The following is a 22,696-nucleotide window of genomic DNA, read 5'->3' as shown; positions in this document are numbered from 1 at the left end:
CCTGACCGGAGCCCATCTTGACCGCCCGTCCTTCGCCCTTCGCCAGCACCGCCATCGAGCGCCACACCATCTCCATCCTGGTGGATAACGAGCCGGGCGTGCTGGCCCGCGTCATCGGCCTGTTCTCGGGCCGTGGCTACAACATCGAAAGCCTGACGGTGGCGGAGGTCGACCGCGACGCCACCCTGTCGCGCGTCACCATCGTCACCAGCGGCACACCCATGATCATCGAGCAGATCAAGGCGCAGCTGGGCCGCCTGGTGCCGGTGCACCGGGTACACGACCTGACCCTGGAAGGCCCCTTCGTCGAGCGCGAGACGGCGCTGGTCAAGGTGGCCGGCACGGGCGAGAAGCGGGTGGAGGCCCTGCGCCTGGCCGACGTGTTCAAGGCGCGGGTGGTCGACGCCACCATCACCAGCTTCGTCTTCGAGATCACGGGGCAGGGCGAGGAGCTGGACCGCTTCATCGGCCTGATGGCGGAACTGGGCCTGGTGGGCGTGTCGCGCACCGGCGTGGTGGCCATGTCCCGCGGCCCCGGCGGCATCTGACCGGTTTTTTCCAAACCGCTTTCCCCGGGTGACCGGAATGGCGACAATCCATGAGAGCGCGCCCCCAAGGGTTGGCGGGCGCAACCAACAAAAGGCTGAGACCCATGCGCGTTTATTATGATCGTGACGCCGACGTTAACCTGATCAAGGGCAAGAAGGTTGCCATCATCGGTTACGGCAGCCAGGGCCACGCCCACGCCCAGAACCTGCGCGACAGCGGGGTGAAGGAGATCGTGGTGGCGCTGCGCGCCGGCTCGGCCACGACCAAGAAGGCCGAAGGCGCGGGCTTCAAGGTGGTCACCCCGGCCGAGGCCGCCGCCTGGGCCGACGTCGTCATGATCCTGACGCCGGACGAGCTGCAGGCCGACCTGTACCGCGACGAGCTGGCCGCCAACCTGCGCCAGGGTGCCGCCATCGCTTTCGGCCACGGCCTGAACGTGCACTTCCGCCTGATTGAGCCGCGGCCGGACCTGGACGTGTTCATGATCGCCCCGAAGGGCCCCGGCCACACCGTGCGCGGCGAATACCAGAAGGGCGGCGGCGTCCCCTGCCTGGTGGCCGTGCACCAGAACGCCTCGGGCAACGCCCTGGAAGTGGCGCTGTCCTACGCTTCCGCCGTGGGCGGCGGCCGCTCGGGCATCATCGAGACCACCTTCAAGGAAGAGTGCGAGACCGACCTGTTCGGTGAGCAGGCCGTGCTGTGCGGTGGCCTGACCAAGCTGATCCAGGCCGGCTTCGAGACCCTGGTCGAGGCGGGCTACGCCCCGGAGATGGCCTACTTCGAGTGCCTGCACGAGGTGAAGCTGATCGTGGACCTGATCTACGAGGGCGGCATCGCCAACATGCGCTACTCCATCTCCAACACCGCCGAGTATGGCGACTACGTCACCGGCCCGCGCATCGTCACCAGTGAGACCAAGGCCGAGATGAAGCGCGTGCTGGACGACATCCAGTCCGGCCGCTTCACCCGCGACTGGATGCTGGAGAACAAGGCCGGCCTGCCCAGCTTCAAGGCCACTCGCCGCCGTGAGGCCGAGCACCCGATCGAGGAAGTGGGCGGCAAGCTGCGCGCCATGATGCCCTGGATCGCCAGCAACAAGCTGGTGGACAAGAGCCGCAACTAAGCGGGTCTTACCACCCGGCAGCCAGGCGGCCGGGTGGCCGTGCCCGGCTGCTGAGGGGACCTTCCAGAAGATTAAGCCAGAAGATTAAGCCGGTGCCTGCGGGGCGCCGGCTTTTTCGTTTCGCTGGTGCAGCAAATTTTTGCGCATTCGTTTCCGCAAGATCTGTCCTGCGGCAACAAAACGCCTGTCCGCCGTTGCCACCGGCCGGATTGCGGCGTAGATCAGACGAATCCGGCTTGGCCTGTTGTCAGTCCCCCTATCCGTACCGTCCGCACCCGGCGGCGGCAGCGCAGGATTTTTCGCCATGACCCACCCGTCTTCCGACCGCGTCATCATCTTCGACACCACCTTGCGCGACGGCGAGCAGTCGCCCGGCGCCTCCATGAACCTGGAAGAGAAGATCCGCATCGCCCAGACGCTGGAGGAGATGGGCGTGGACGTGATCGAGGCGGGCTTCCCCGCCGCGTCCAATGGCGACTTCGAGGCGGTGCGGGAGGTGGGCCGGGTGGTGCGCAACGCCACCATCGCCGGCCTGGCCCGCGCCCACCGCAACGATATCGAGCGCGCGGCCGAAGCGCTGAAGGGCGCGGCGCGCCAGCGCATCCACACCTTCATCTCCACCAGCCCGCTGCACATGAAGTACAAGCTGCAGATGGAGCCGGACGCCGTGGTCCAGGCCATCTGGGACAGCGTGACCCTGGCCCGCAACCATGTCGAGGACGTGGAATGGTCGGCCGAGGATGGCTCCCGCACCGAGCTGGACTTCCTCTGCCGCTGCGTGGAAACCGCCATCAAGGCCGGCGCCACCACCATCAACATTCCCGACACCGTGGGCTATGCCGTGCCGGAGGAATACGGCGCGCTGATCCGCGCCGTGCGGGAAAAGACGCCCAACAGCGACCAGGCCATCTTCTCCGTCCATTGCCACAACGACCTGGGTCTGGCCGTGGCCAACTCCCTGGCTGGTGTCGCCGGCGGTGCGCGGCAGGTGGAATGCACCATCAATGGCCTGGGGGAACGCGCGGGCAACGCCGCCCTGGAAGAGATTGTCATGGCGCTGCGCACCCGCGCCGACTATCTGCCGTACAAGACCGGCATCAAGACCGAGGCCATCACCCGCGCCTCGCGCCTGGTGTCCACCATTACCGGCTTCGTGGTGCAGCCCAACAAGGCCATCGTCGGCGCCAACGCCTTCGCCCATGAATCCGGCATCCACCAGGACGGCATGCTGAAGCACGCCGGCACCTATGAGATCATGACCCCGGAATCGGTGGGCCTGAACCGCTCCACCCTGGTGATGGGCAAGCATTCCGGCCGCGCCGCCTTCCGCGCCAAGCTGAAGGAACTGGGCTACGAGGACATGGGCGACAACGCCGTGAACGAGGCATTCCGCCGCTTCAAGGATTTGGCCGACCGCAAGAAGGATGTGTTCGACGAGGACATCATCGCGCTGATCGATGACGAGGTGGGCCGCCAGCACGACCACATCCAGTTCGTCTCGCTGCAGGTGGTGGCGGGGTCGCGCGGGCCGCAGCACGCGGTGCTGGAGGTGACGGTGGGGGGTGAGGCCGTGCCCCCGGTGGTCAGCTTCGGCAACGGCCCGGTGGACGCCGTGTTCAACGCCATCAAGCAGGTGTTCCCGCACGAGGCCCGGCTGCAACTTTACCAGGTCCATGCCGTGACGGCCGGCACCGACGCCCAGGCCGAGGTGACCGTGCGCCTGGAAGAGGGCGGCAAGACGGTGAACGGCCAGGGGGCGGACGCCGACACCCTGGTCTCCTCCTGCCGCGCCTACCTGCACGCTTTGAACAAGCTGCTGGTCAAGCGACAGAAGACGGCGCCGGCGGCGATCAGCGCCTGAGGCGATACAGACGTTAACCGCTTAATCCCGAGTCCCGCGTGGGATCGGGGGGGCGGGCAGTGCAGGTGGCTTGTTAGTGCGCCCGCAGGTTGCCGGGGCGGGTGCGGTGAGCGGTGAAGGTGCCCGGGTGCACCGGAACCGCCCCCCGGGCGTCCCTTGATCCGCAGGCATTCCGCGCCGCGGCGATAAAATCACGGATGGGCTGTCATCAGGGCTTGAGCGGCCTAGCGATTCTGTTCTATGCAACCCCTATGGCGGTGCGATGCTCGTTTCCCATGCGGAAACTGCGGTGCGCAGGGCCACTTTCCCGCAACCCACTAACCGATGTCCTACGAACTTGCTTGGCATTTTCTCCGCCGATATGGCGATCGACCTCGGCACGGCCAATACGCTGGTCTACGTCAAGGGTCGCGGTATTGTCCTGAACGAACCGTCCGTGGTCGCGATTGCGAACGTCCGCGGCAAAAAGCAGGTCTTGGCCGTCGGTGACGAGGCCAAGCTGATGCTGGGCCGCACGCCGGGCAACATTCAGGCCATCCGTCCGTTGCGCGATGGCGTCATCGCCGACTTCGAAGTTGCGGAAGAAATGATCAAGCATTTCATTCGCAAGGTGCACAACCGCCGCAGCTTCGCCAGCCCGCAGGTCATCATCTGCGTGCCGTCGGGTTCCACCGCCGTCGAGCGCCGGGCCATCCAGGAATCGGCCGAAGCCGCCGGCGCCCGCCGCGTTTTCCTGATCGAGGAGCCTATGGCCGCCGCCATCGGCGCCGGCCTGCCGGTGACCGAGCCGACGGGCAGCATGGTGGTGGACATCGGTGGCGGCACCACCGAGGTGGCCGTCCTGTCGCTGGGCGGCATCGTCTATTCCCGCTCGGTCCGCGTGGGCGGCGACAAGATGGATGAGGCCATCATCGGCTACATCCGCCGCAACCATAACCTTCTGGTGGGCGAAGGCTCGGCCGAGCGCATCAAGAAGGAAATCGGTTCCGCCTGCCCGCCGGAGGACGGCGAGGGCCGGGTGATGGAGATAAAGGGCCGCGACCTGATGAACGGGGTTCCCAAGGAACTCATCATCAGCGAGCGGCAGATCGCCGAAAGCCTGGCGGAGCCGGTGAGCCAGATCATCGAGGCCGTCAAGGTCGCGCTGGAACACACGGCCCCCGAATTGGCGGCCGACATCGTGGACAAGGGCATCGTGCTGACCGGTGGTGGTGCGCTGCTGTCCAACCTGGACTTCGTCCTGCGCCATGCCACGGGGCTGCCGGTGTCGATCGCCGACGATCCCCTGTCCTGCGTGGCGCTGGGCACGGGCCGGGCGCTGGAGGAGATGAAGACCCTGCGCAACGTGCTGATCAGCATGTATTGACCAAGGGCCTTCGGGCGCCCACATGGGCGCCTGGGACGTTTTTTTGGGACGGGGCCGGCATCGTATCCAAACCGGATGCATTGCCGGGCCCCCTGTAGCGGGACGGGGACTGCCTGTGAAGATGCGCAGCGGTGGCACCGCGCTCAGGATCGCAGCACCCATGCGGGCGCTGCTGCAGCGATTCTCATTTCTGCTGATGGTGCTGGCCGCCATCGGGCTGATGATGATGACTCGCGTCGACCCTGTGTTCATCGATGCCGCCCGCGCCCGTGTCACCGACGCCTTCGCCCCCATCCTGGGTTTCATCGCCCGCCCTGCAGGCGCCGTGGCCAGTGTGCTGGAGTCCGGCCGCCAGCTGACGGCGCTCTATGCCGAGAACCAGCGCCTGCGCGAGGATAATGAGCGCCTGCGCCAGTGGCAGCAGACGGCCTTGCGGCTTGAGGCGGAGAACAACTCCCTGCGCGGCCTGCTGGCCTACAAGCCCGATCCGGCCGCCTCCTACATCACCGCCCGCGTCATCGCCGATCCCGGCGGCGCCTTCGTCCGCACCCTGGTGGTGATGGCGGGGCAGCGCGACGGCGTGCGCCGGGGCCAGGCCGCCATGGCTGGCCAGGGCGTCATCGGCCGCGTGGTGCAGGTGGGGGAATGGTCGTCCCGCATCCTGCTGGTCACCGACCTGAACGCCCGCATTCCCGTGGTGCTGGAAACCACCCGTCAGCGCGCCATGCTGTCGGGCGACAACTCCGACCAGCCGCGCCTGATGTACATTCCGCGCGGCGTGGAGCCCACGGTGGGTGAGCGGGTGTTCACCTCCGGCCATGGCGGCCTGTTCCCCGCCGGCCTGCCGGTGGGCATCGTCGCCGCCACCCATGATGGGGAAACGCGGGTGACCCCCATCGTCGACCTGTCGCGCATCGAATATGTGCAGCTGGTCGATTTCGGCATTCCCGGCGGACTGGCGGCCGAGGCGGCCCAGCCCGGCGCCATGCAGTAACGCCGCCATGGCGGTTGGCATTTGGCAGCGGCTGGACCAGGCCGGGCGGAACTCGGTGCCGTTCAGCACCACGGTCGCGGCCATGCTGGTGGGGATGATGCCCTTGCAGCTGCCCGACTATTCCTTCGTGGCGCCGCCCCTCACCTTGATGGCCATCTACTACTGGGCGATCTACCGCCCCGACCTGCTGAAGCCTTATATGGCCTTCGGCATCGGGGTGCTGCAGGATCTTCTGGGCGGGTCGCCCCTGGGCATGAGCGCGCTGGTCTATGTGCTGGCCTACTGGCTGGTGCTGACCCAGCGGCGCTATTTCCTGGGGAACTCCTTCTGGTTCCTGTGGCTGGGCTTCGCCCTGGTGGCGGTGGGGGCGGGGGCCGTGCAATGGGTGGCCTACAGCCTGATGACCGCGCACTTGGTGGCCCCGGGGAACGTGGTCGCCCAGGCGCTGCTGGCCATCGTGCTGTTCCCGCTGCCGGCCTGGTGCTTTAGCAAGCTGCACCGCAGCCTGCTGAGCTGAGCTGGCGGCCTTGGTATTTTTAGGACGCGACCCGTCATTTAGGTGAAAGGGCCGCCGGAAGTTTTAGGGCGGCGATGCTGCTCTTGAACTGAGGAAGCCAAGCCCGCGGAAGCGGGCGCCCGGCGTTTTAGGGAACGGTACCCACTTATGTTCAATGCGATCGATAGGGACGCCGAGCGCCAGCGCGTCATGAACCGCCGCACGCTGGTGCTGGGCGGGCTGAAGGCCGGCGCCCTGTCCGCCCTGGTGGCGCGGCTCTATTACCTGCAGGTCCTGGAGGGCGACCACTACACCACGCTGGCCGAGGACAACCGCATCTCCCTGCGCCTGTTGGCGCCCTCGCGCGGCATCATCGTCGATCGCAGCGGCGTGCCCCTGGCGGTGAACGAGCAGAACTTCCGCGCCGTGCTGGTGTCCGAGCGCACGGACGACGTGGATGAGACGCTGGACAAGGTGGTTAAGCTGCTGCCGCTGACCGATGCCGACCGCCGCCGCATCCTGCGTGATGTGGACCGCCTGCGCTCCTTCGCGCCCGTGACCCTGCGGGAGAACCTGACCTGGGACCAGGTCTCGGCCATCGAGGTCAACCTGCCCGACCTGCCCGGCGTCTCCATCGAGGTAGGGCAGGTGCGCTCCTATCCCTTCGGGGAGCAGGCGGCCCATATCCTGGGCTATGTCGGCGTGGTGTCGGAGCAGGAACTGCAGAACGCCCGCGATCCGCTGCTGTCCCTGCCGGGCTTCCGCATCGGCAAGAGTGGCATCGAGCGCAAACACGACCTGGCCTTGCGCGGCACCGCCGGCACCAGCCAGCTGGAGGTCAACGCCGTGGGCCGGGTGGTGCGCGAGCTGGCGCGCAACGACGGCCAGCCGGGCCATCAGGTGACGCTGACCATCGACGCCAAGCTGCAGTACTACGCCCAGCAGCGCCTGGCGGAGCATGAGAGTGCCGCCGCCGTGGTGCTGGACGTGCAAACGGGCGGCATCCTGGCGCTGGCCTCCCACCCCAGCTTCGACCCCAACCAGTTCGCCATGGGGATCCCGCAGGACCTCTATGACAGCCTGATCAAGAACGAGGCCTCGCCCCTGACCAACAAGGTGGTGGCCGGCCACTACGCCCCGGGCTCCACCTTCAAGCCCATGACGGCGCTGGCGGGCCTGGAGGCGGGGGTGGATCCCACCCACCGGGTCTTCTGCCCCGGACACTACGATTTCGGCGGCCACACCTTCCACTGCTACAAGAAGGGCGGTCACGGCTCCGTCGACATGCACGACGCCATCCGCATGTCCTGCGACGTCTATTTCTACGACCTGGCGCGGCGCATCGGCGTGGACCGCATCGCCGACATGGCCCGCCGCTTCGGCCTGGGCGACCGCACCGACCTGGACCTGCCGGGCGAAAAGACCGGCATCATTCCCGACACCAAGTGGAAGCGCCGTACCTACAAGGAAAATTGGTACGATGGCGAAACGTTAAGCGTGGCCATTGGTCAGGGCTACGTCACCGCCACCCCCATCCAGCTGGCGGTGATGTGCGCCCGCCTGGCCAGTGGCGGCAAGGCGGTGAAGCCCCACCTGACCAAGGCGGTGGAGCAGGAATACACCGAGCAGACCAACTGGCCCGACATCGGGGTGAAGCCGGAATTCATCCAGCGCGTCCTGGCGGGCATGGCGGGCGTCACCTCCGCCGGTGGCACCGCCTATGCCGCCCGCATCACCCAGCCGGGGTTCGAGATGGGCGGCAAGTCGGGCACCGCCCAGGTCAAGCGCATCACCATGGCGGAGCGCAACGCCGGCCTGCTGAAGGCCGAGCGGCCCTGGAAGGACCGCGACAACGCCCTGTTCATCGCCTTCGCCCCGGTGCAGGCGCCGCGCTACGCCTGCGCCATCATCGTGGAGCACGGTGTGGGCGGCAGCTCGGTGGCCGCCCCCATCGCCCGCGATCTGCTGCTGGAAATCCAGCTGATGGAAGCGGCCCGGGCCCAGCAGGCCGATGCCGGCGCCACCGCGCCCGCGGGCGACGGTGCGGCGGCCGCCACTCCGTCCGCATCGACCCAAGTCACAGCCGCCCCCGCCATGCCGGGGGAAGGAACGCCGCGATGATCAATCTCGACATGGGTCTGGACCCCCAGTCCAACATGAGCCTGGGGGAGAAGCTGGGCCAGATCAGCTGGAGCCTGGTGCTGCTGATCACGGCCGTGGCCTGCATCGGCTTCGCCATGCTCTATTCCGCCGCCAACGGCAACTTCGACCCCTGGGCCACGCGCCAGATCATGCGCTTTGCCGTGGGCCTGGTGCTGATGCTGGTGGTGGCGCTGATCGACATCCGCCTCTGGCTGAAGTTTTCCTACTTCCTCTACGGCATCGCCTTTTTCCTGCTGATCGTGGTCGAGGTCATGGGCCACGTCGGCATGGGCGCGCAGCGCTGGATCGACCTGGGCTTCATGCAGCTGCAGCCGTCCGAGTTGATGAAGGTGACGCTGGTGATGGCGCTGGCGCGCTATTTCCACGGCGCCTCGCTGGAGGACACCGGCCGCATCACTTTCCTGATCCCGGCCTTGGTCATGATCGTGGCGCCCGTTTGCCTGGTGCTGCTGCAACCCAACTTGGGCACCTCGCTCATGCTGCTGATGGTATCGGGCGCCATCTTCTGGCTGGTGGGCGTGCGGCTGTGGAAGTTCGCCCTGGTCATTGGCAGCGTGTTGGCCGCCATTCCGGTCATCTGGCACTTCATGCATGACTACCAGAAGAACCGGGTGAACACCTTCCTGAACCCCGAGAACGATCCCCTGGGGCATGGCTATCACATCATGCAATCCAAGATCGCCCTGGGCTCCGGCGGCATGTTCGGCAAGGGCTTTCTCATGGGGTCGCAAAGCCACCTGAACTTCCTGCCGGAAAAGCAGACCGACTTCATCTTCACCATGCTGGCGGAGGAGATGGGCATGGTGGGCGCGCTGGTGTTCCTGGCGATGTATGCCCTGCTGCTGGTCTACGGCTATGTCATCGCCATGCGTTGCCGGCACCAGTACGGCCGCCTGGTGGCCATGGGGCTGACGGTGAACCTGTTCCTGTACATGTTCATCAACATCGCCATGGTCATGGGCCTGATCCCGGTGGTGGGCGTGCCCCTGCCGCTGATCTCCTACGGCGGATCGTCGGCCCTGACGGTCATGATCGGCTTCGGCCTGCTGCTGTGCGTCCATGTGCATCGGGACGTCCGCATGTCCCGCCGCGGCATGAGTGATTTCTGACCATCCCGGCGGGGAGGGGCACGGCACCCGCTTGCCGTCCCCTTTGTTCCTGCAAGGGCGCCATGTCGATGCGCCGATGCATTTTTCTATCGACAAGCGTCGCCTATCGCCGTATGAAACCGCCCTCACCGGGACGCAAGACCCGGCAGGCCGGCGCCACGGTGGCGGCCTTCGGGGGGCGGGTGTATAGCTCAGTTGGTAGAGCAGCTGACTCTTAATCAGCGGGCCCAAGGTTCGAGTCCTTGTACACCCACCACTCCTCTTCCCCATGACATCGCCGTCTTTGCGCGCCGGGCCTCTAAGGCCGGGCTGTTGGCGTTTGGGCTCGCGCTAAGCCTTTAAGATTCCCTATACTTCCAGCTGTCGAACCCCGCATGGGTGCCATTCGCCCGCGCCGGGCGGCATCGCATTTTTCCTGTCATTTTTCTGTCGACAAGCCCGCGCCAGGACGCTACAAAGCCGCCCTCACCGGGACGCAAGACCCGGCGGCCGGCGCCACGGCGGCGGCTCATGAGGGGCGGGTGTATAGCTCAGTTGGTAGAGCAGCTGACTCTTAATCAGCGGGCCCAAGGTTCGAGTCCTTGTACACCCACCACTCCTCTTAAACTCCATCATTGCTGACATGAGACGCCCTATCCCCTCGGGATAGAGGGCTATTTCGCATATGCGTTGAGCGCGCCTGCCAAGGGGACGGCCGCACACCTGAATTCGCCAAACGAAAAAGGGCGCCCGGAGGCGCCCTTCTGATCCATCGCGACCTGATGGCCTCGACCGGCTTACCAGCCGCCGAACAGCCAGCTGGTGGGGATGTGGTAGTACAGGGTCACGATTTCGGAACCGGGGTTCACTTCGCCGATGCCGGCGTTGGAGATGTGGCCGAAGGACAGGCCCACGCGGCTCTGGTTCTCGAACTTGTAGGAGATTTCGGCGGTGGAGCGGAATTCCACCCAGCTGCCGAGGTTCTTGCCGCTGCCGGTGCCGTAGACGCCAACGCCGAAGTTGGGCGTGAAGTCGAAGGAGCTGCCCAGCGGAATGTCGAACAGGACGCCGCCCACGCCATACGCGCCGCCCTGGCCGGTGAACTCGCCGCCCACCCAGGGGCTGATGCGGATCCAGCTGTTGCTGAACAGCGAGGTGTTGGGGCGATACTCGACGCGGTAGTCGGTCGTGTTGTGCTTCGGCCCGGTCCGCAGCACGTCGTACTCGCCGATGCCGAAGCTGAGGAAGCTGGGGGTGTCCTCGGCGAACGCCGGCGCCGCGGCTGTAACCAGCCCCAACGCCAATACCGTGGACTTCAGAAGACGCCGTATCACGACCGCGATCCTTATTAAGAAGTTTTCAGGATGATTCCCGAATAGGCCAGGCAACTCAACGACCAAAGCAGTGACCGCTACCTTTTGCCTCGCATAGCCGACGACTGTTGCGCATATGCGACAAACAGGCGTTCAGCCACCCAGGCTACACACGCGCAAGGCCATACCCACACCCTGGGCGTCGCCTTAATAGGGCGTCCCAGTTACGATTTCATGAAAGCGCGCCCCATAGACGTAATGCGCTCATCGTATATGGTTTCGCGACTGCACAATATCAGGGGTATAGGCCGCAAGGCGGGGGTGGGGGCGATGTCGGGCGTCACAGGCCGGAAAAATCGGCGTGGGGCGCACGATAGCCTGTCATAAAACGCCTTTAAAATCAGGACATGGATCTGTGTCCGGCGACCGCGAACCCGACCCTGATGGACCAAGCCGCCACGATCGCCCTGTTGGGCGATCCGGCGACCCACCAGGGTTTGGCGGTGGAGCGAATCGATACCGACAGCGCCATCATCTTCCTGGCCGGGGATCGCGCCTACAAGATACGGCGCGCCGTCCATTTCCCCCACCTGGACCTGTCCACGCCCGATCGCCGGCGCCGCGTGGCCCTGGCCGAGGTCGCCGTTAACCGGCGCACGGCGCCGGGCCTGTATGAGGGCGTGCTGGCGGTGGTGCCGGGGGCCGATGGCCGCCTGGTGCTAGCGCCCGCCGGTTCCGGCGCCGGCGGGACACTGGCGGATTTGGGGGCGGCGGATTTGGCGGCGGCGGACTGGAGGGCAGGGGGCTGGGCAGCGGCGGTGGACTGGGTGGTGGTCATGCGCCGCTTCGCCGAATCCAGCCTGTTCGACCGCCAGGCGGAGGCCGGGTTGCTGACCCGCGACGGCATGCGGGCCGTGGCCGACGCCGTGGCCACCCTGCACGAAAGCGCTCATGACGAGGGCGCCGGGCGTGCCGGTTGGCCACCCCCCGGTGGGGTGGAAGTGGTGCGAGCGGCGGTGGCCGGCGCCCTGGGCGCGTTGCGCCAGCATCCCGACCTGTTCGATCCCCCGGCGCTGGACCGGCTGGAGCGTGGGTTGATGGCGGCCGTGGCCCGTCAGGAATGGCTGATCGAACGCCGTCGCCGCTCCGGCTATGTCCGGCCCTGCCATGGCGACCTGCAACTGGGCAACATCTGTCTATGGGGTGGGCGGCCCACCCTGTTCGGCGCCGCCATCCTGTTGGAGGAAGCCTGCGCCCCCCGGGATGGGGACAGGGTGGATGGGGGCCCGGCGGTCATCGACGTTTTCCACGACCTCGCCTACCTGCTGATGGATCTGGAGCACCGCCGGCTGCGGCCTTTCGCCAACCTGGTGCTGAACCGCTATCTGGAACAGACGGGCGATTTCGCCGGCTTGGCGTTGCTACCCCTGTTCGTCAGCCTATGCGCCGCCATCCGCGCCCACATGACGGCCAGCACGGCGGCGGCCCGGCGGCCGGTGGGGGCGGGCGCCTCCTTCCGGCGCGAGGCGGCGGCCTACCTGGACCTGGCCCTGTCCGCCCTCAATCCCCGGGCACCCCGCCTGATCGCCATCGGCGGCCTGCCGGGGACGGGCAAGTCCACCCTGGCCCGCATGCTGGCGCCGGAGATCGGGCCCATCCCCGGTGCCGTCATCCTGCAGTCCGAGGCGCTGCGCCGCCGCCTGCTGGACGCGCCGGAGGAGGGGACGCTGGCGGCTTCGGGCTACAGCGAGGCGGTGACCACCCGTGTTTATGGCGAAATGGCGGGGCGCGCCGGGCTGGTGCTGGAGGCCGGCCATGCCGTGGTGGCGGATGCCGTGTATGCCCGGCCGGACCAGCGGGCGGATATCGAGGCGGTGGCCCATGCGGCGCCCGTGCCCTTCCTGGGCCTGTGGCTGGTGCTGAACCAGCAGCAGGCGGCCGATGAAGGCCGCCCCAAAGGGGAGCGTGGCGGCCGCGGCCTGGGAGAGATGCGTTGGGACATCCTGTCGGTGCTGGGTTCTGCAGCCGACGTGGCCCGCCGCCTGTTGAGCCAGCTGGCCCGGCCGGAGCCCTGGCGGCCCGACGCCTGAGCCGCCGCCTTCGGCCCTTGCGCCTACGCGGCCGCGGGTCCACGCTTGAGGCACGTCAATGCGGGCGCCCGCCCGAACGGTGAAGCTTCTCCATGATGTTCCGGCCCGCGCGGGCGCGGGTGACGAGAGGAGAACGGCCCCATGTCCAGTGCCCCCGTGGCTGCCCCCGTGGCTTATGCCAAGATCCTGTCCGTGCTGACCGGCGGCGCCGGTGACCGCGCCGCCCTGGCGGCGGCCTTCGCCCTGGCGCGGCCGGCCGGCGGCCACGTCCTGGGCCTGGTGCCCAACCCCGACCCGCGCGAGGCGGTGCCGGCCCTGGGCGAAGGGGTGTCGGGCGCCCTGGTCGAGGAGATCATGACCATGGTGGAGCAGGAGTCGCGCAACCACCGCACCCGCGCCCGCCAGGCCTTCGATGCCGCCCTGGCCGAGGCCGGCGCCACCCTCGCCGACACCCCGGACGCGGCCCCCGATGCTTCCCTGACCGGCGACTTCCGCGAGGTCGTGGGCAGCCAGGAGGATGTGGCCGTGGCCGAGGCCCGCCTGGCGGACATCAGCGTCATGGCGCAGGTGGGCGAGACGGTGGGGGGTGAGGCCCTGCTGATGCTGGAGGCCATCCTGCTGGCCAGCGCCCGGCCCCTGTTGATCGTGCCGCCTGCCTTCCGGGCGGAAACGGGCCTGGGCCGCCGCGTCCTTCTCGCCTGGAACGGCAGCCGCGAATCGACCCAGGCCGTGGCCCAGTCCTTGCCCCTGCTGAAGGCGGCGGAGGCAGTGACCGTCATCGCGGTCGAGACGGACAAGACCGAGGGCGCCGCTGGTCGCGACCTGGCCGGTTATCTCGCGTGGCACGGCATCAAGGCCCAGGTGCGCCAGCCTATGGCGGAGGGCCGGTCGGTAGGCGCCTTGCTGCTGGCGGCCGCGGCGGACACGGGTGCCGATCTGATGGTGCTGGGCGGCTACGGTCACAGCCGCCTGCGGGAGATGATCCTGGGTGGCGTTACCCGCCATGTGCTTTACAACGCCACCCTGCCGGTGCTGTTGGCTCACTAGGGCCAGGGCGGAGAAAGCCTCGAGGTGCGTCATTCTGACGCGGTCTGGCCGAGATGTGGACGTGTCGGGCGGAGCCAACTCCGAGTAGCGAGCGTTTTCAGCCGTATGAACAATGGCCTACCGAGCTTCACTACCCTTGTAGCCGCTTTGCCGGCGATGCGAATATTAATACATTAATGTAACATAATATTGCTCGAGATCATCGCTTTGACATACCCCTGAAGAACTAGAGTGGATCGTCGCAGACGATACACATAAGACATGGGGGTAAGTTGATGATCAGGATTGTCGCCGCGTTCGCGGCGGTTTCCATGCTGGCCGGTTGCGCGCTATCCGAAGACGTCGCGACCGTGAAGTACGTTCCCACCAAGGCTGAGGTCGTCGCCGATGCCAAGCCGGTGGGCCTGACCGTGGTGGACGCGCGCACCTCCGACCGCAATCGCATCTCCGCCAAGATCAATGGCTTCGGCACTGAAATGGCGGCCATCCGTTCCGACAAGGACGTGCCGACCATCGTGACCGACGCGCTGAAGGTCGAGTTGGAGGCGCGCGGCTTTCATGTTCAGGCGGGCGGTCGTCCCCTCACCGTTTCCATCAACCAATTCTACAACCAGTACGGTGCCGGCGTGTTTTCCGGCACGGCCAACGGCGACGTCAACCTGACGGTTTCGGTGGGGACCGGCGCGGGGGCGCCCGTCTTCACCCAGACCTATGCTGGCACGGCGAAGAAGACCATCTTGATGGCCAATGGCTCCAACGCGGCGGAAACTGTTGCCAGCGCGCTGAATGACGCTCTGGCCAAGATGTTCGCCGACCCTGCCTTCGTGGCCACGCTGACCGGTAAGCAGTCGCCAGTGGTAGCGGCGCCGGCTGCCGCCGGTGGCCCAACAAGCTGATGACGGCGGAGGGCGGCGGACGAGCGTTCGCCGCCCCGACCGCCTTCCTGGCTCAGTGGCTCTGCGGCTTCGTCTCGGCCTTGAAGGCCTGGTCGCAGACCTGGTTGGCGAAGGCCTGGGCCATCTGACCTTCAGCGCCGCTGAGGCCGATGGCCCCCAGCACGCCACCGCCGCCCACCGAACGGTTGACATCATAGTCGCCCACCAAGGCGCCGTTGGCCGGATCGAACAGCTGGACGGAACCACGGACGATGTTGGAATCGCCTAGCAGCAGGGCCCGTCCGGCGTTCTCACCATTGAAGCGGGCGACACGGGCCTCCACGCGCAGGGGATGGCTGCCCTTGGCGCACTTGGTCAGTTCCGTACGCAAAGCCAGCTCCAGCTTGGCCTTGAACTCGGGCGTGGCGTCAGGGGGCAGGGCCTTGATCTCGATGTCGGAGACGTAGCTGTCATGCGCCAGCGTGACGGGCAGGGCCTTTACCGCTTCGCTGCTGCTGAAAGGCACGCAGCCAGCCAACAGGGGCAGGATAAAAAAAGAGAGCCGTGTCGGCCTATTCATTTTCAGGAATGTCATGATGACCGTCGTGAGGGGTAAATTAATATTAGCCTTATATAGTCAATATAAGGGTCTGTGAATTCAGAAATGAGAAGAAACGCCGCGCCAGTATTGTGGCGCGGCGCTGTTTTTATTTGTCTATTTACCCAGCCAAACTCTTCGACGCAATCTCATAGACATCACGCGACAGGCCGGCGGTTCCCACGATGCGCTCCAGCGCCGCCTTGGCGTGTTCCTGCCGGCCGGCGTCATAGGGGCGCCAGCGGGCCAATGGCTTCACCATGCGGCTGGCCACCTGGGGATTCAGCTTGTCCAGCGTCAGCACCGTGTCGGCCAGGAAGGCGTAGCCGCTGCCGTCGGCGGCGTGGAACTTGGACGGGTTGGCGGCGAAGCTGCCCACCAGGGCGTAGACCTTGTTGGGGTTGCGGATGGAGAAGGACGGATGGTCCATCAGGCCCCGCACCCGGTCCAGCGTGTCCGGCCGATCGCTCAGCGCCTGCACCGCGAACCACTTGTCCATCACCAGCGCCTCATGCTTCCAGCGGTCGGCGAAGTCCGCCAGGCAGCCCGCCCGCTCATCCATGGCGCTGTCGGCGATCAGCGCCAGCGCCGCGATGGCATCCGTCATGGTGGTGGCGCCCTGGTATTGCGCCAGGCACAGGGCGCGCGCCGGGGCGTCGTCCAGCGCCATCAGGTAGGCCAGCGCCGCGTTCTTGAGCGCGCGGCGGCCCATGGCGTCGGGCGTGATGGTGAAGGCGCCATTGGTGCGGTTGCCATCATAGGCTTTGCGGAAGGCGCCGTTCAGCTCGCGCGCCAGGGTGCGGCGCAAGGCCAGGCGGGCGGCATGGATGCCATCCACGTCCACGGTGGCACGCTGCTGGCCCAGATAGCCCTCCGTCGGCAGGGCCAAGGCCAGAGCGGCGAATGCCCGGTCCTCCCCCGCCCGCGCCAGGGTCTGGGCCGTGGCATCGATATAGGCCCGGGGCACGGTGGCTTCGGCGCCCTGGGCGCGCGCGTCGACATCGGCCAGGATCAGGCGGGTGGCCAGGGTCTGCCCGGCCTCCCACCGGTTGAAGGCGTCGCTGTCGTGGGCCATGAGGAAGGTCAGCGCCGCGTCATCCTGCTTGAAGTCCAACCGCACCGGGGCGGAGAAGCCGCGCAGCAGCGACGGTACCGGCGCGTTGGCCACGCCGGTGAAGGTGAAGCTCTGTTCTGCTTCCGTCAGGGCCAGGGTGCGGGTGGTGGCGCCGGTTTCGGTTTCGCCCTGGAGAGTGAGGGGCATATCCCTGCCGTCCGGGCCCACCAGGCCCAGGGCGACGGGGATGACCTGGGGAAGCTTGTCCGGCTGGCCCGGCGTGGCCGGCACCGTCTGGCGCAAGGTCAGTGTGTAGGTGCCGGCGGCGGCATCGTGCCGGCCCTCGCCCGACACTACCGGCGTGCCGGCCTGGGAATACCAGCGCTGGAATTGCGCCCACAAGGGGTCGGCGGGCTTTTGGCCATTGGCCTCCACCATGGCGGCCAGAAAGTCGTCCGTCGTCACCGCCTGGCCGTCATGGCGGGCGAAATATAGGTCGATACCCTTGCGATATCCCGCGTTGCCCAGCAGGGTGCGGTACATGCGCAGCACCTCCGCGCCCTTCTCGTAGACGGTGGGCGTGTAGAAGTTGCTGATCTCGATATAGCTTTCCGGCCGCACAGAGTGGGCGGTGGGGCCGGCGTCCTCGTTGAACTGCACCTGGCGCAGGCGCTGCACGTCCTGGATGCGCTTCACCGGCGCGGAGTTCATGTCGGCGGAGAATTCCTGGTCGCGGAAGACGGTCAGGCCTTCCTTCAGGCTCAGCTGGAACCAGTCGCGGCAGGTGACGCGGTTGCCCGTCCAGTTATGGAAGTACTCATGCGCCACCACCGTCTCGATGCCGAGGAAGTCGGTGTCGGTGGCTGTCTCCGGCTGGGCAAGGATGTACTTGGTGTTGAAGACGTTCAGGCTCTTGTTCTCCATCGCCCCCATGTTGAAGTCGGACACGGCGACGATGTTGAAGATGTCCAGGTCGTACTCCAGGCCATAGACGTCCTCATCCCATTTCATGGATTTCTTCAGGGACTCCATGGCGTGGCCGCACTTGGCCTCATTTCCCGGCTCGACATAGATGCGCAGCGCCACCTCGCGGCCGGAGCGGGTGGTGAAGCGGTCCTCGATGTGCACCAGCGTGCCGGCCACCAGCGCGAACAGGTAGCAGGGCTTGGGCCAGGGATCCTCCCACCGCGCCCAATGGCGCCCGGCCTCGGTCGCGCTGTCGCCGCTGGCCGTCAGGTTGCCGTTGGACAGCAGCACGGGATAGCGCGCCCGCTCCGCCTCGATGGTGGTGGTGTAGCGCGCCATCACGTCCGGGCGGTCCAGGAAATAGGTGATCTTGCGGAAGCCTTCCGCCTCGCACTGGGTGCAGTAGTTGCCGGATGACTTGTACAGCCCCTCCAGCGCCGTGTTGTCCTGCGGCCGGGTGCGGGTGGTGATCTCCACCGTGGCGTGGTCGGCGAGACCGGCCAGGGTCAGCCGTTCCGGCGTCAGGGTGTAATCGTCGGGCCCCAGCAGGCGGTTGTCCATGCGCACGGCCAGCAGTTCCAGTTCCTGGCCGTCCAGGTCCAGCGCGGCGGCGGCATTCCCCGAGGCGGGCCCCGAGGCCGGCCCCGAGGCCGGGTTGCGCCGCACGGTCAGGGTGGAGCGGATGGTGGCCGCCTCCTCCCGCAAATCGACATGCAGATCCACGGTGTCGATCAGCCACGCCGGCGGGGCGTAATCGCGAAGGTGGATGGCGTGGGGCGTGGCCGTGTCGAGGCGGCTGTCCATGGGGTGGGTTTCCGTTGGAATTATGGTTGGCGGCCAGGATAGGGGAGGGCGCCGCGCCACGCCAACCCCCCCTTTGCCCCGGGGCGCGATAAGGGGGCGACGGGGCATCCGGCGGGTGCCGGTGGGGACCTCATGCATCTGCCCTCCCCGGTTGGGCAGGGGGCCTGTCCGGATGACTTAGGCGGGTATTTTGGGCAGGCCGACTACGGCCTTAGGCTGTATCGTTCGGACATGAGCGGGAGAGGTAAGTCAGGGTAGGTCCCCGTGCAGGTCGTCCAGTCGGATCTGGTGGTATTGTCGGTCGCGGGCGCCGTTGTGGCCGCCATCGCGCTGCTGGAAGTGCTGCGCCTGGTGATCGTGGACATCTACGAATGGGCGGCGAAATACCGTCGCATCAAGTATGAGATCCAGCAGACGCGCCGCACCACGGAAAACCTGTGGGCGACCAACCGGGCCAATGCCGCCCTGCGCGACCGGCGCAACGCCGAACGCTTCCGCCTCAACACCATCCTGCACCGCATGGAACAGGAGTGCGAGGAACTGGAGCGGCGGCGGGTGGAGGTGTGGCATGAGGTGGGGGACGCCACCCTGGACGACCAGCTTTACCTGGCGGACCTGAACAGCCGCAGCCTGATGGAACGGGCGGCGGCGGGGATGGAGGAGATCTGTCCCCTCTGGCGCTACACCCACCGTGTCCGGGTATGGGCGGGGAATGAGCGGCAGGCCCGATCCCGCCTGCTGCTGGCCTTCAGTCCCAAGGATGGTTTCACCGTCAACAATCTGCGCGCCGCCCAGGGCTTCAAGGCGGTGGCGGAGGCGGCGGCCGCCGGCCGGTCGGCGGCGCAGTCCCGCCTGGTGCGACCGCACCGGCGCATGGTGCGCTGATGACGGGCGGTTACAGCAACCTCAACTTCATGGTGTTCATCATCCTGGCCATCGGCGGGGCCTTCCTGGCCTTCTCCGTCCGCCGCATCCTGTTCAAGATCCGGGAAACGGAAAGGCGCATCGCCGCCACGGTGGACGAAAAGAACGAGGCCGCCGCCGACCTGCGCGTCGCCCGCCAGCAGGAGGAGCAGCTGCTTCAAGCCCTGGAGGAGGGGGAGGAGGCGCTGCGCGAGATCGCGCGCAGGACGGATGAGGTGCAGAACCGCATGGCGGTGCTGCGCCAGGCTACGCCCCGGCCGCTGAACCTGGTCTCCCTTGAGTGGGCGCAGGGTGACCACCTGTATGAGGCGCACCTGCGCAACGTGGTGGCGCCCCGCCATGTGGGCCGCGCCGTGGGTGGCATGGCCGAGGCCGGGGTGGTGCACGGCTACGCCCCGACGGAGGCCGACTTCCGCGCGCTGGTCACCAACCGCCTTGCCAGTGAGGGCGGCTATATCATCAGCAGCGTGCTGCCCATCTCGCTGGGTGACGAGGGGCCCGCCGTTGACGGTGCCGCGCCGGTGGAACCGCCGGCGGAGGATGAGCCCCTTGGTGACCTGATGGGGAGCCACGTGGCGGATGAGGGGGCGGCGGTGGAACCGCCGGTTCCCGCCGGGCCCAAGCCCCTGCCGGTGCGCCCACCCGCCGCCACGCGGGGCGTGCCACGCGGCATGGGCATGACCCCCGCTGCGGCTGGCGGCTGAGACCGCCGTCGCCGGCCGCCGGTCCCGGCGGTCCCGCGCCGAAGGTCACCCATGACACCGCACCGGCCTCAGGGGGCTTGCGCCCGCCGTCGCCAACGGTTATCCCTCTGCCCCGTGCATCAAGAGTTGGGCTGACGCTCAACGCCAACCTGCTTACCCGGCAAGGTGGCGCTTCCCCCAGAGGGGAAGGATGTGGCCGATCCGGCAATGAACGGGAAGCAGCCACGTGAGTCCGTTTCGCTCTTGGTCGAGACTTGAGACCATGAAGGCTGCGTTCCCCATGACCACTGACACGCTACCCGCCCAATTCGCCGCTCAGCAGTTCGCCAGCGACAATTATTCCGGTGTCTGTCCGGAAGCCTGGGCCGCCATGGCGGAGGCCAACAGCGGCCACGCTGCCGCCTATGGCGAGGATGTGTGGACGGCGAAGGCCGCCGACGCCTTCCGCCAGCTGTTCGGCACCCCCTGCGACGTGTTCTTCGCCTTCAACGGCACGGCGGCCAACTCGCTGGCCCTGGCCTCGCTGTGCCAGTCCTATCACAGCGTCATCTGCTCGGCCTCCGCCCATGTGGAGACGGATGAATGCGGCGCGCCGGAGTTCTTCTCCAACGGGTCCAAGCTGCTGGTGGCGCAGACGGCGGACGGCAAGCTGACGCCGGATGCCATCCGGGCGCTGGCCACCGGCCGGTCGGACATTCATTTCCCCAAGCCCCGCGCCGTCACCATCACCCAACCGACAGAGACCGGGCAGGTCTACAGCCTGGATGAGATCCGCGCCATCTCCGCCGTCTGCCGCGACCTGGGCCTGCGTTTGCACATGGATGGCGCCCGTTTCGCCAACGCTTGCGCCAGCCTGGGCTGTTCGCCGGCGGAGATGACCTGGAAGTCGGGGGTGGACGTGCTGTGCTTCGGCGGCACCAAGAACGGCATGGCGGTGGGTGAGGCCATCCTGTTCTTCGACAGGGCCCTGGCGGAGGATTTCGATTATCGCTGCAAGCAGGCGGGCCAGTTGGCGTCCAAGATGCGCTTCCTGTCCGCCCCGTGGGTGCGCATGCTGGAAAATGGCGCCTGGCTGCGCAACGCCGCCCATGCCAACGCAGGGGCCCAGCGTCTGGCGGCGGGCCTGGCGGGGGTGCCGGGCGTGGCGCCCCTGTTTCCGGTCCAGGCCAACGCCGTGTTCCTGACGGCCCCGGCGGCGGTGCTGGAGGGCCTGCGGGCGCGCGGCTGGCGCTTCTACACCTTCATCGGCGGCGGCGCCCGCTTCATGTTCGCCTGGGATACCCAGCCGGAACGCGTGGACCAGCTGGTGGCCGACATCCGCGACGTGGCCCACGCCGCCGCCGCGTAGGTTGCTTCTGACAAAGTGTGACGGGCCCTATACGGAAGATTTTATTTAAAATTTAGGGCCCGTTAACGGTCAATTGACCGTACAACCTTGAAGTGGACTTCCATGCGATAGCGCGACCGTTCATCTCCCGACAGCCGAGGCGCTGGTGCACATCGAGAAACCGGATCTGGTGATCATAACCATCCTGGGCGCCATCCTGGCGGGGGTAGTGCTGCTGGAACTGCTGCGCCTGGTCATCAACGACGTCTATGAGATGATCGCCCGCCACGCCAAGGTGAAAAAGGAAATCGACCAGATCCGGCGCACGGCGGAAAAGGTGGCTGCGGCCAACCGGGACACCGCCCGGGTGCGCGACGCGCGCATCGCCCTGCGCTTTCGCGAGACCAGCAACCTCCAGCGCCTGGAAAAGGAATGTGAGGAGTTCGAGCGGCGGCGGGTGGAGGTCTGGCACGACCTGGGCGGACCCTCGGCCAGCGGCTTGGCGCTTTATTCGGCCGACATCAGCAACAGCGCGCTGACCAACGGCGTGGTCGCGGGCATGGAATCGATCTGCCCGCTGTGGCGTCACCTGCACCGCGCCCGCGTCTGGGCCCGCACGGAGATGGAGGCCCGCACCGCCCTGCAGCAGGAATTCGCCCTGGCCGACGGCTATAGCGTCACCAACGTGCGGCAAGTCCAGGGTTCGAGCCCCCCCGGCGCGCAGCGCGGGGTTGTGCGGCCGAGCTGAAGAGACCCCTCGAGGAACCCTGTCCCATGATGCTGTCTGACGCCCTGGCGGAAGCCTACGCCAACCCCAGCCCCGGCCACGTCTGCGCCTTGGCGGTGGGCGGTGCCATCATGGCCTGGTCGCTGAAGCGGCTGATCACCGAGGTGCGCAAGACCGAGCGGCGGGTCAGCGCCGCGGTGGAGGAGCGCAACAAGGCGGCCGCCAGCCTGCGCCAAGCCCGCCTGCAGGAAGGGGAACTGCGCACCGCCCTGCAGGACCTGGATGGGGAGCTGGAGGAGATATCCGTCCGCGCCCGCGATGTCGAGGCCCGGCGCGGCACGCTGCAGCAGGTCATTCCGCGCCACCTGAACCTGTTCTCCCAGGCCTGGTCGCAGGGCGACACCCTGTTCGAGGCGCGGATCAGCCTGGTGACGGGCCTGGGCGGCGGCAAGAGCGGCGCCCGTGTCGTCCACGGCTACGCCGCCGGTCCCCGCGACTTCCGCAACAAGCTGATGGCCCGTTTCCCGCCCGCTTCCTATGTCATGGTCGAGATGGCGGCCGTCGACCTGGGCGAGCTGGACATGGCCGTCAGCAATCTGGGCAGCGCCAACCAACCCTGAGAATAAC

The 22,696-nt window shown here is 67.1% G+C and carries 19 protein-coding genes, 2 tRNA genes and 1 riboswitch; of the genes, 18 read left to right on the top strand and 3 right to left on the bottom strand.

Going from position 1 to position 22,696, the window contains the following annotated elements:
* Nucleotides 1-17 precede the first annotated feature (17 nt).
* From ilvN to FBZ87_RS24665, 10 genes are all read left to right on the top strand, one after another.
* On the top strand, nucleotides 18-548 hold the full coding sequence (ilvN, locus tag FBZ87_RS24710) for an acetolactate synthase small subunit (RefSeq protein ID WP_050898675.1): 531 nt from the start codon (nucleotides 18-20) through the stop codon (nucleotides 546-548).
* Between the two features lie 104 nt (nucleotides 549-652).
* On the top strand, nucleotides 653-1,672 hold the full coding sequence (ilvC, locus tag FBZ87_RS24705) for a ketol-acid reductoisomerase (protein WP_145613259.1): 1,020 nt from the start codon (nucleotides 653-655) through the stop codon (nucleotides 1,670-1,672).
* 304 nt (nucleotides 1,673-1,976) lie between these two features.
* Nucleotides 1,977-3,533, top strand: a complete 1,557-nt coding sequence (locus FBZ87_RS24700) for a 2-isopropylmalate synthase (protein ID WP_145613258.1) — start codon at nucleotides 1,977-1,979, stop codon at nucleotides 3,531-3,533.
* Between the two features lie 337 nt (nucleotides 3,534-3,870).
* Complete coding sequence (locus FBZ87_RS24695) at nucleotides 3,871-4,899, top strand: rod shape-determining protein (RefSeq protein WP_040849683.1); 1,029 nt, start codon at nucleotides 3,871-3,873, stop codon at nucleotides 4,897-4,899.
* Nucleotides 4,900-5,020: 121 nt separating this feature from the next.
* Nucleotides 5,021-5,893, top strand: a complete 873-nt coding sequence (mreC, locus tag FBZ87_RS24690) for a rod shape-determining protein MreC (protein WP_277907875.1) — start codon at nucleotides 5,021-5,023, stop codon at nucleotides 5,891-5,893.
* A 7-nt stretch (nucleotides 5,894-5,900) separates the two neighbouring features.
* Nucleotides 5,901-6,410 carry a rod shape-determining protein MreD gene (gene mreD, locus FBZ87_RS24685; RefSeq protein WP_145613256.1) on the top strand — a complete coding sequence of 170 codons (510 nt, stop codon included), beginning with the start codon at nucleotides 5,901-5,903 and terminating at the stop codon, nucleotides 6,408-6,410.
* A gap of 147 nt (nucleotides 6,411-6,557) precedes the next feature.
* Nucleotides 6,558-8,510: a penicillin-binding protein 2 gene (gene mrdA / locus FBZ87_RS24680; protein WP_246134581.1), complete on the top strand. Its 1,953-nt coding sequence runs from the start codon at nucleotides 6,558-6,560 to the stop codon at nucleotides 8,508-8,510.
* A complete protein-coding gene (gene rodA / locus FBZ87_RS24675; RefSeq protein ID WP_145613255.1) occupies nucleotides 8,507-9,661 on the top strand; it encodes a rod shape-determining protein RodA in 1,155 nt (384 codons plus the stop codon). The genes mrdA and rodA overlap by 4 nt, the downstream gene beginning before the upstream one ends.
* A 180-nt stretch (nucleotides 9,662-9,841) precedes the next feature.
* A tRNA-Lys gene (locus FBZ87_RS24670) sits at nucleotides 9,842-9,917 on the top strand.
* A 263-nt stretch (nucleotides 9,918-10,180) separates the two neighbouring features.
* Nucleotides 10,181-10,256, top strand: a tRNA-Lys gene (locus FBZ87_RS24665).
* A 181-nt stretch (nucleotides 10,257-10,437) separates the two neighbouring features.
* On the opposite strand, the gene FBZ87_RS24660 is transcribed toward FBZ87_RS24665, so the two are convergent.
* Nucleotides 10,438-10,974 (bottom strand): acyloxyacyl hydrolase, encoded by a 537-nt coding sequence (locus FBZ87_RS24660; protein ID WP_186454962.1) that lies wholly within the window; start codon nucleotides 10,972-10,974, stop codon nucleotides 10,438-10,440.
* Between the two features lie 386 nt (nucleotides 10,975-11,360).
* On the opposite strand from FBZ87_RS24660, the gene FBZ87_RS24655 reads away from it, so the two are divergent.
* The 3 genes from FBZ87_RS24655 to FBZ87_RS24645 all read left to right on the top strand — a co-directional run bounded on the left by FBZ87_RS24655 (nucleotide 11,361) and on the right by FBZ87_RS24645 (nucleotide 14,986).
* Entirely contained in the window at nucleotides 11,361-13,043 is a 1,683-nt protein-coding gene (locus FBZ87_RS24655; RefSeq protein ID WP_246134580.1) for a bifunctional aminoglycoside phosphotransferase/ATP-binding protein, read from the top strand.
* 141 nt (nucleotides 13,044-13,184) lie between these two features.
* A complete protein-coding gene (locus tag FBZ87_RS24650; RefSeq protein WP_145613253.1) occupies nucleotides 13,185-14,090 on the top strand; it encodes a universal stress protein in 906 nt (301 codons plus the stop codon).
* A gap of 275 nt (nucleotides 14,091-14,365) precedes the next feature.
* Nucleotides 14,366-14,986, top strand: a complete 621-nt coding sequence (locus tag FBZ87_RS24645; protein ID WP_145613252.1) for a YajG family lipoprotein — start codon at nucleotides 14,366-14,368, stop codon at nucleotides 14,984-14,986.
* A gap of 52 nt (nucleotides 14,987-15,038) precedes the next feature.
* Here the strand turns inward: FBZ87_RS24645 and FBZ87_RS24640 are convergent, their stop codons facing one another.
* Together FBZ87_RS24640 and pepN are read right to left on the bottom strand one after the other, a co-directional pair.
* The gene (locus FBZ87_RS24640) at nucleotides 15,039-15,491 is read right to left on the bottom strand and encodes a hypothetical protein (RefSeq protein ID WP_145613251.1); all 453 of its coding nucleotides are present in this window, start codon (nucleotides 15,489-15,491) and stop codon (nucleotides 15,039-15,041) included.
* 193 nt (nucleotides 15,492-15,684) lie between these two features.
* Nucleotides 15,685-18,387 carry an aminopeptidase N gene (gene pepN / locus FBZ87_RS24635; RefSeq protein WP_145613250.1) on the bottom strand — a complete coding sequence of 901 codons (2,703 nt, stop codon included), beginning with the start codon at nucleotides 18,385-18,387 and terminating at the stop codon, nucleotides 15,685-15,687.
* A gap of 264 nt (nucleotides 18,388-18,651) precedes the next feature.
* Here pepN and FBZ87_RS24630 point away from each other — a divergent pair, with 264 nt between their 5' ends.
* The 5 genes from FBZ87_RS24630 (at nucleotide 18,652) to FBZ87_RS24610 (ending at nucleotide 22,689) form a co-directional block, all read left to right on the top strand.
* Nucleotides 18,652-19,272, top strand: a complete 621-nt coding sequence (locus tag FBZ87_RS24630) for a hypothetical protein (protein WP_145613249.1) — start codon at nucleotides 18,652-18,654, stop codon at nucleotides 19,270-19,272.
* Nucleotides 19,272-20,015 carry a hypothetical protein gene (locus FBZ87_RS24625; RefSeq protein ID WP_145613248.1) on the top strand — a complete coding sequence of 248 codons (744 nt, stop codon included), beginning with the start codon at nucleotides 19,272-19,274 and terminating at the stop codon, nucleotides 20,013-20,015. The genes FBZ87_RS24630 and FBZ87_RS24625 overlap by 1 nt, the downstream gene beginning before the upstream one ends.
* 111 nt (nucleotides 20,016-20,126) lie before the next feature.
* A riboswitch (SAM-I-IV-variant riboswitch) is annotated at nucleotides 20,127-20,237 on the top strand.
* 58 nt (nucleotides 20,238-20,295) lie between these two features.
* Nucleotides 20,296-21,363, top strand: a complete 1,068-nt coding sequence (locus FBZ87_RS24620; protein WP_145613247.1) for a threonine aldolase family protein — start codon at nucleotides 20,296-20,298, stop codon at nucleotides 21,361-21,363.
* 169 nt (nucleotides 21,364-21,532) lie between these two features.
* Nucleotides 21,533-22,090, top strand: a complete 558-nt coding sequence (locus FBZ87_RS24615; protein WP_145613246.1) for a hypothetical protein — start codon at nucleotides 21,533-21,535, stop codon at nucleotides 22,088-22,090.
* Nucleotides 22,091-22,116: 26 nt separating this feature from the next.
* Nucleotides 22,117-22,689: a hypothetical protein gene (locus FBZ87_RS24610; RefSeq protein WP_145613245.1), complete on the top strand. Its 573-nt coding sequence runs from the start codon at nucleotides 22,117-22,119 to the stop codon at nucleotides 22,687-22,689.
* The last annotated feature ends 7 nt before the right edge of the window (nucleotides 22,690-22,696 follow it).

This window comes from Nitrospirillum amazonense, from assembly GCF_007828035.1.
Classification (GTDB): Bacteria; Pseudomonadota; Alphaproteobacteria; order Azospirillales; family Azospirillaceae; genus Nitrospirillum; species Nitrospirillum amazonense.
This window is presented reverse-complemented; position numbering and strand designations above follow the sequence as displayed.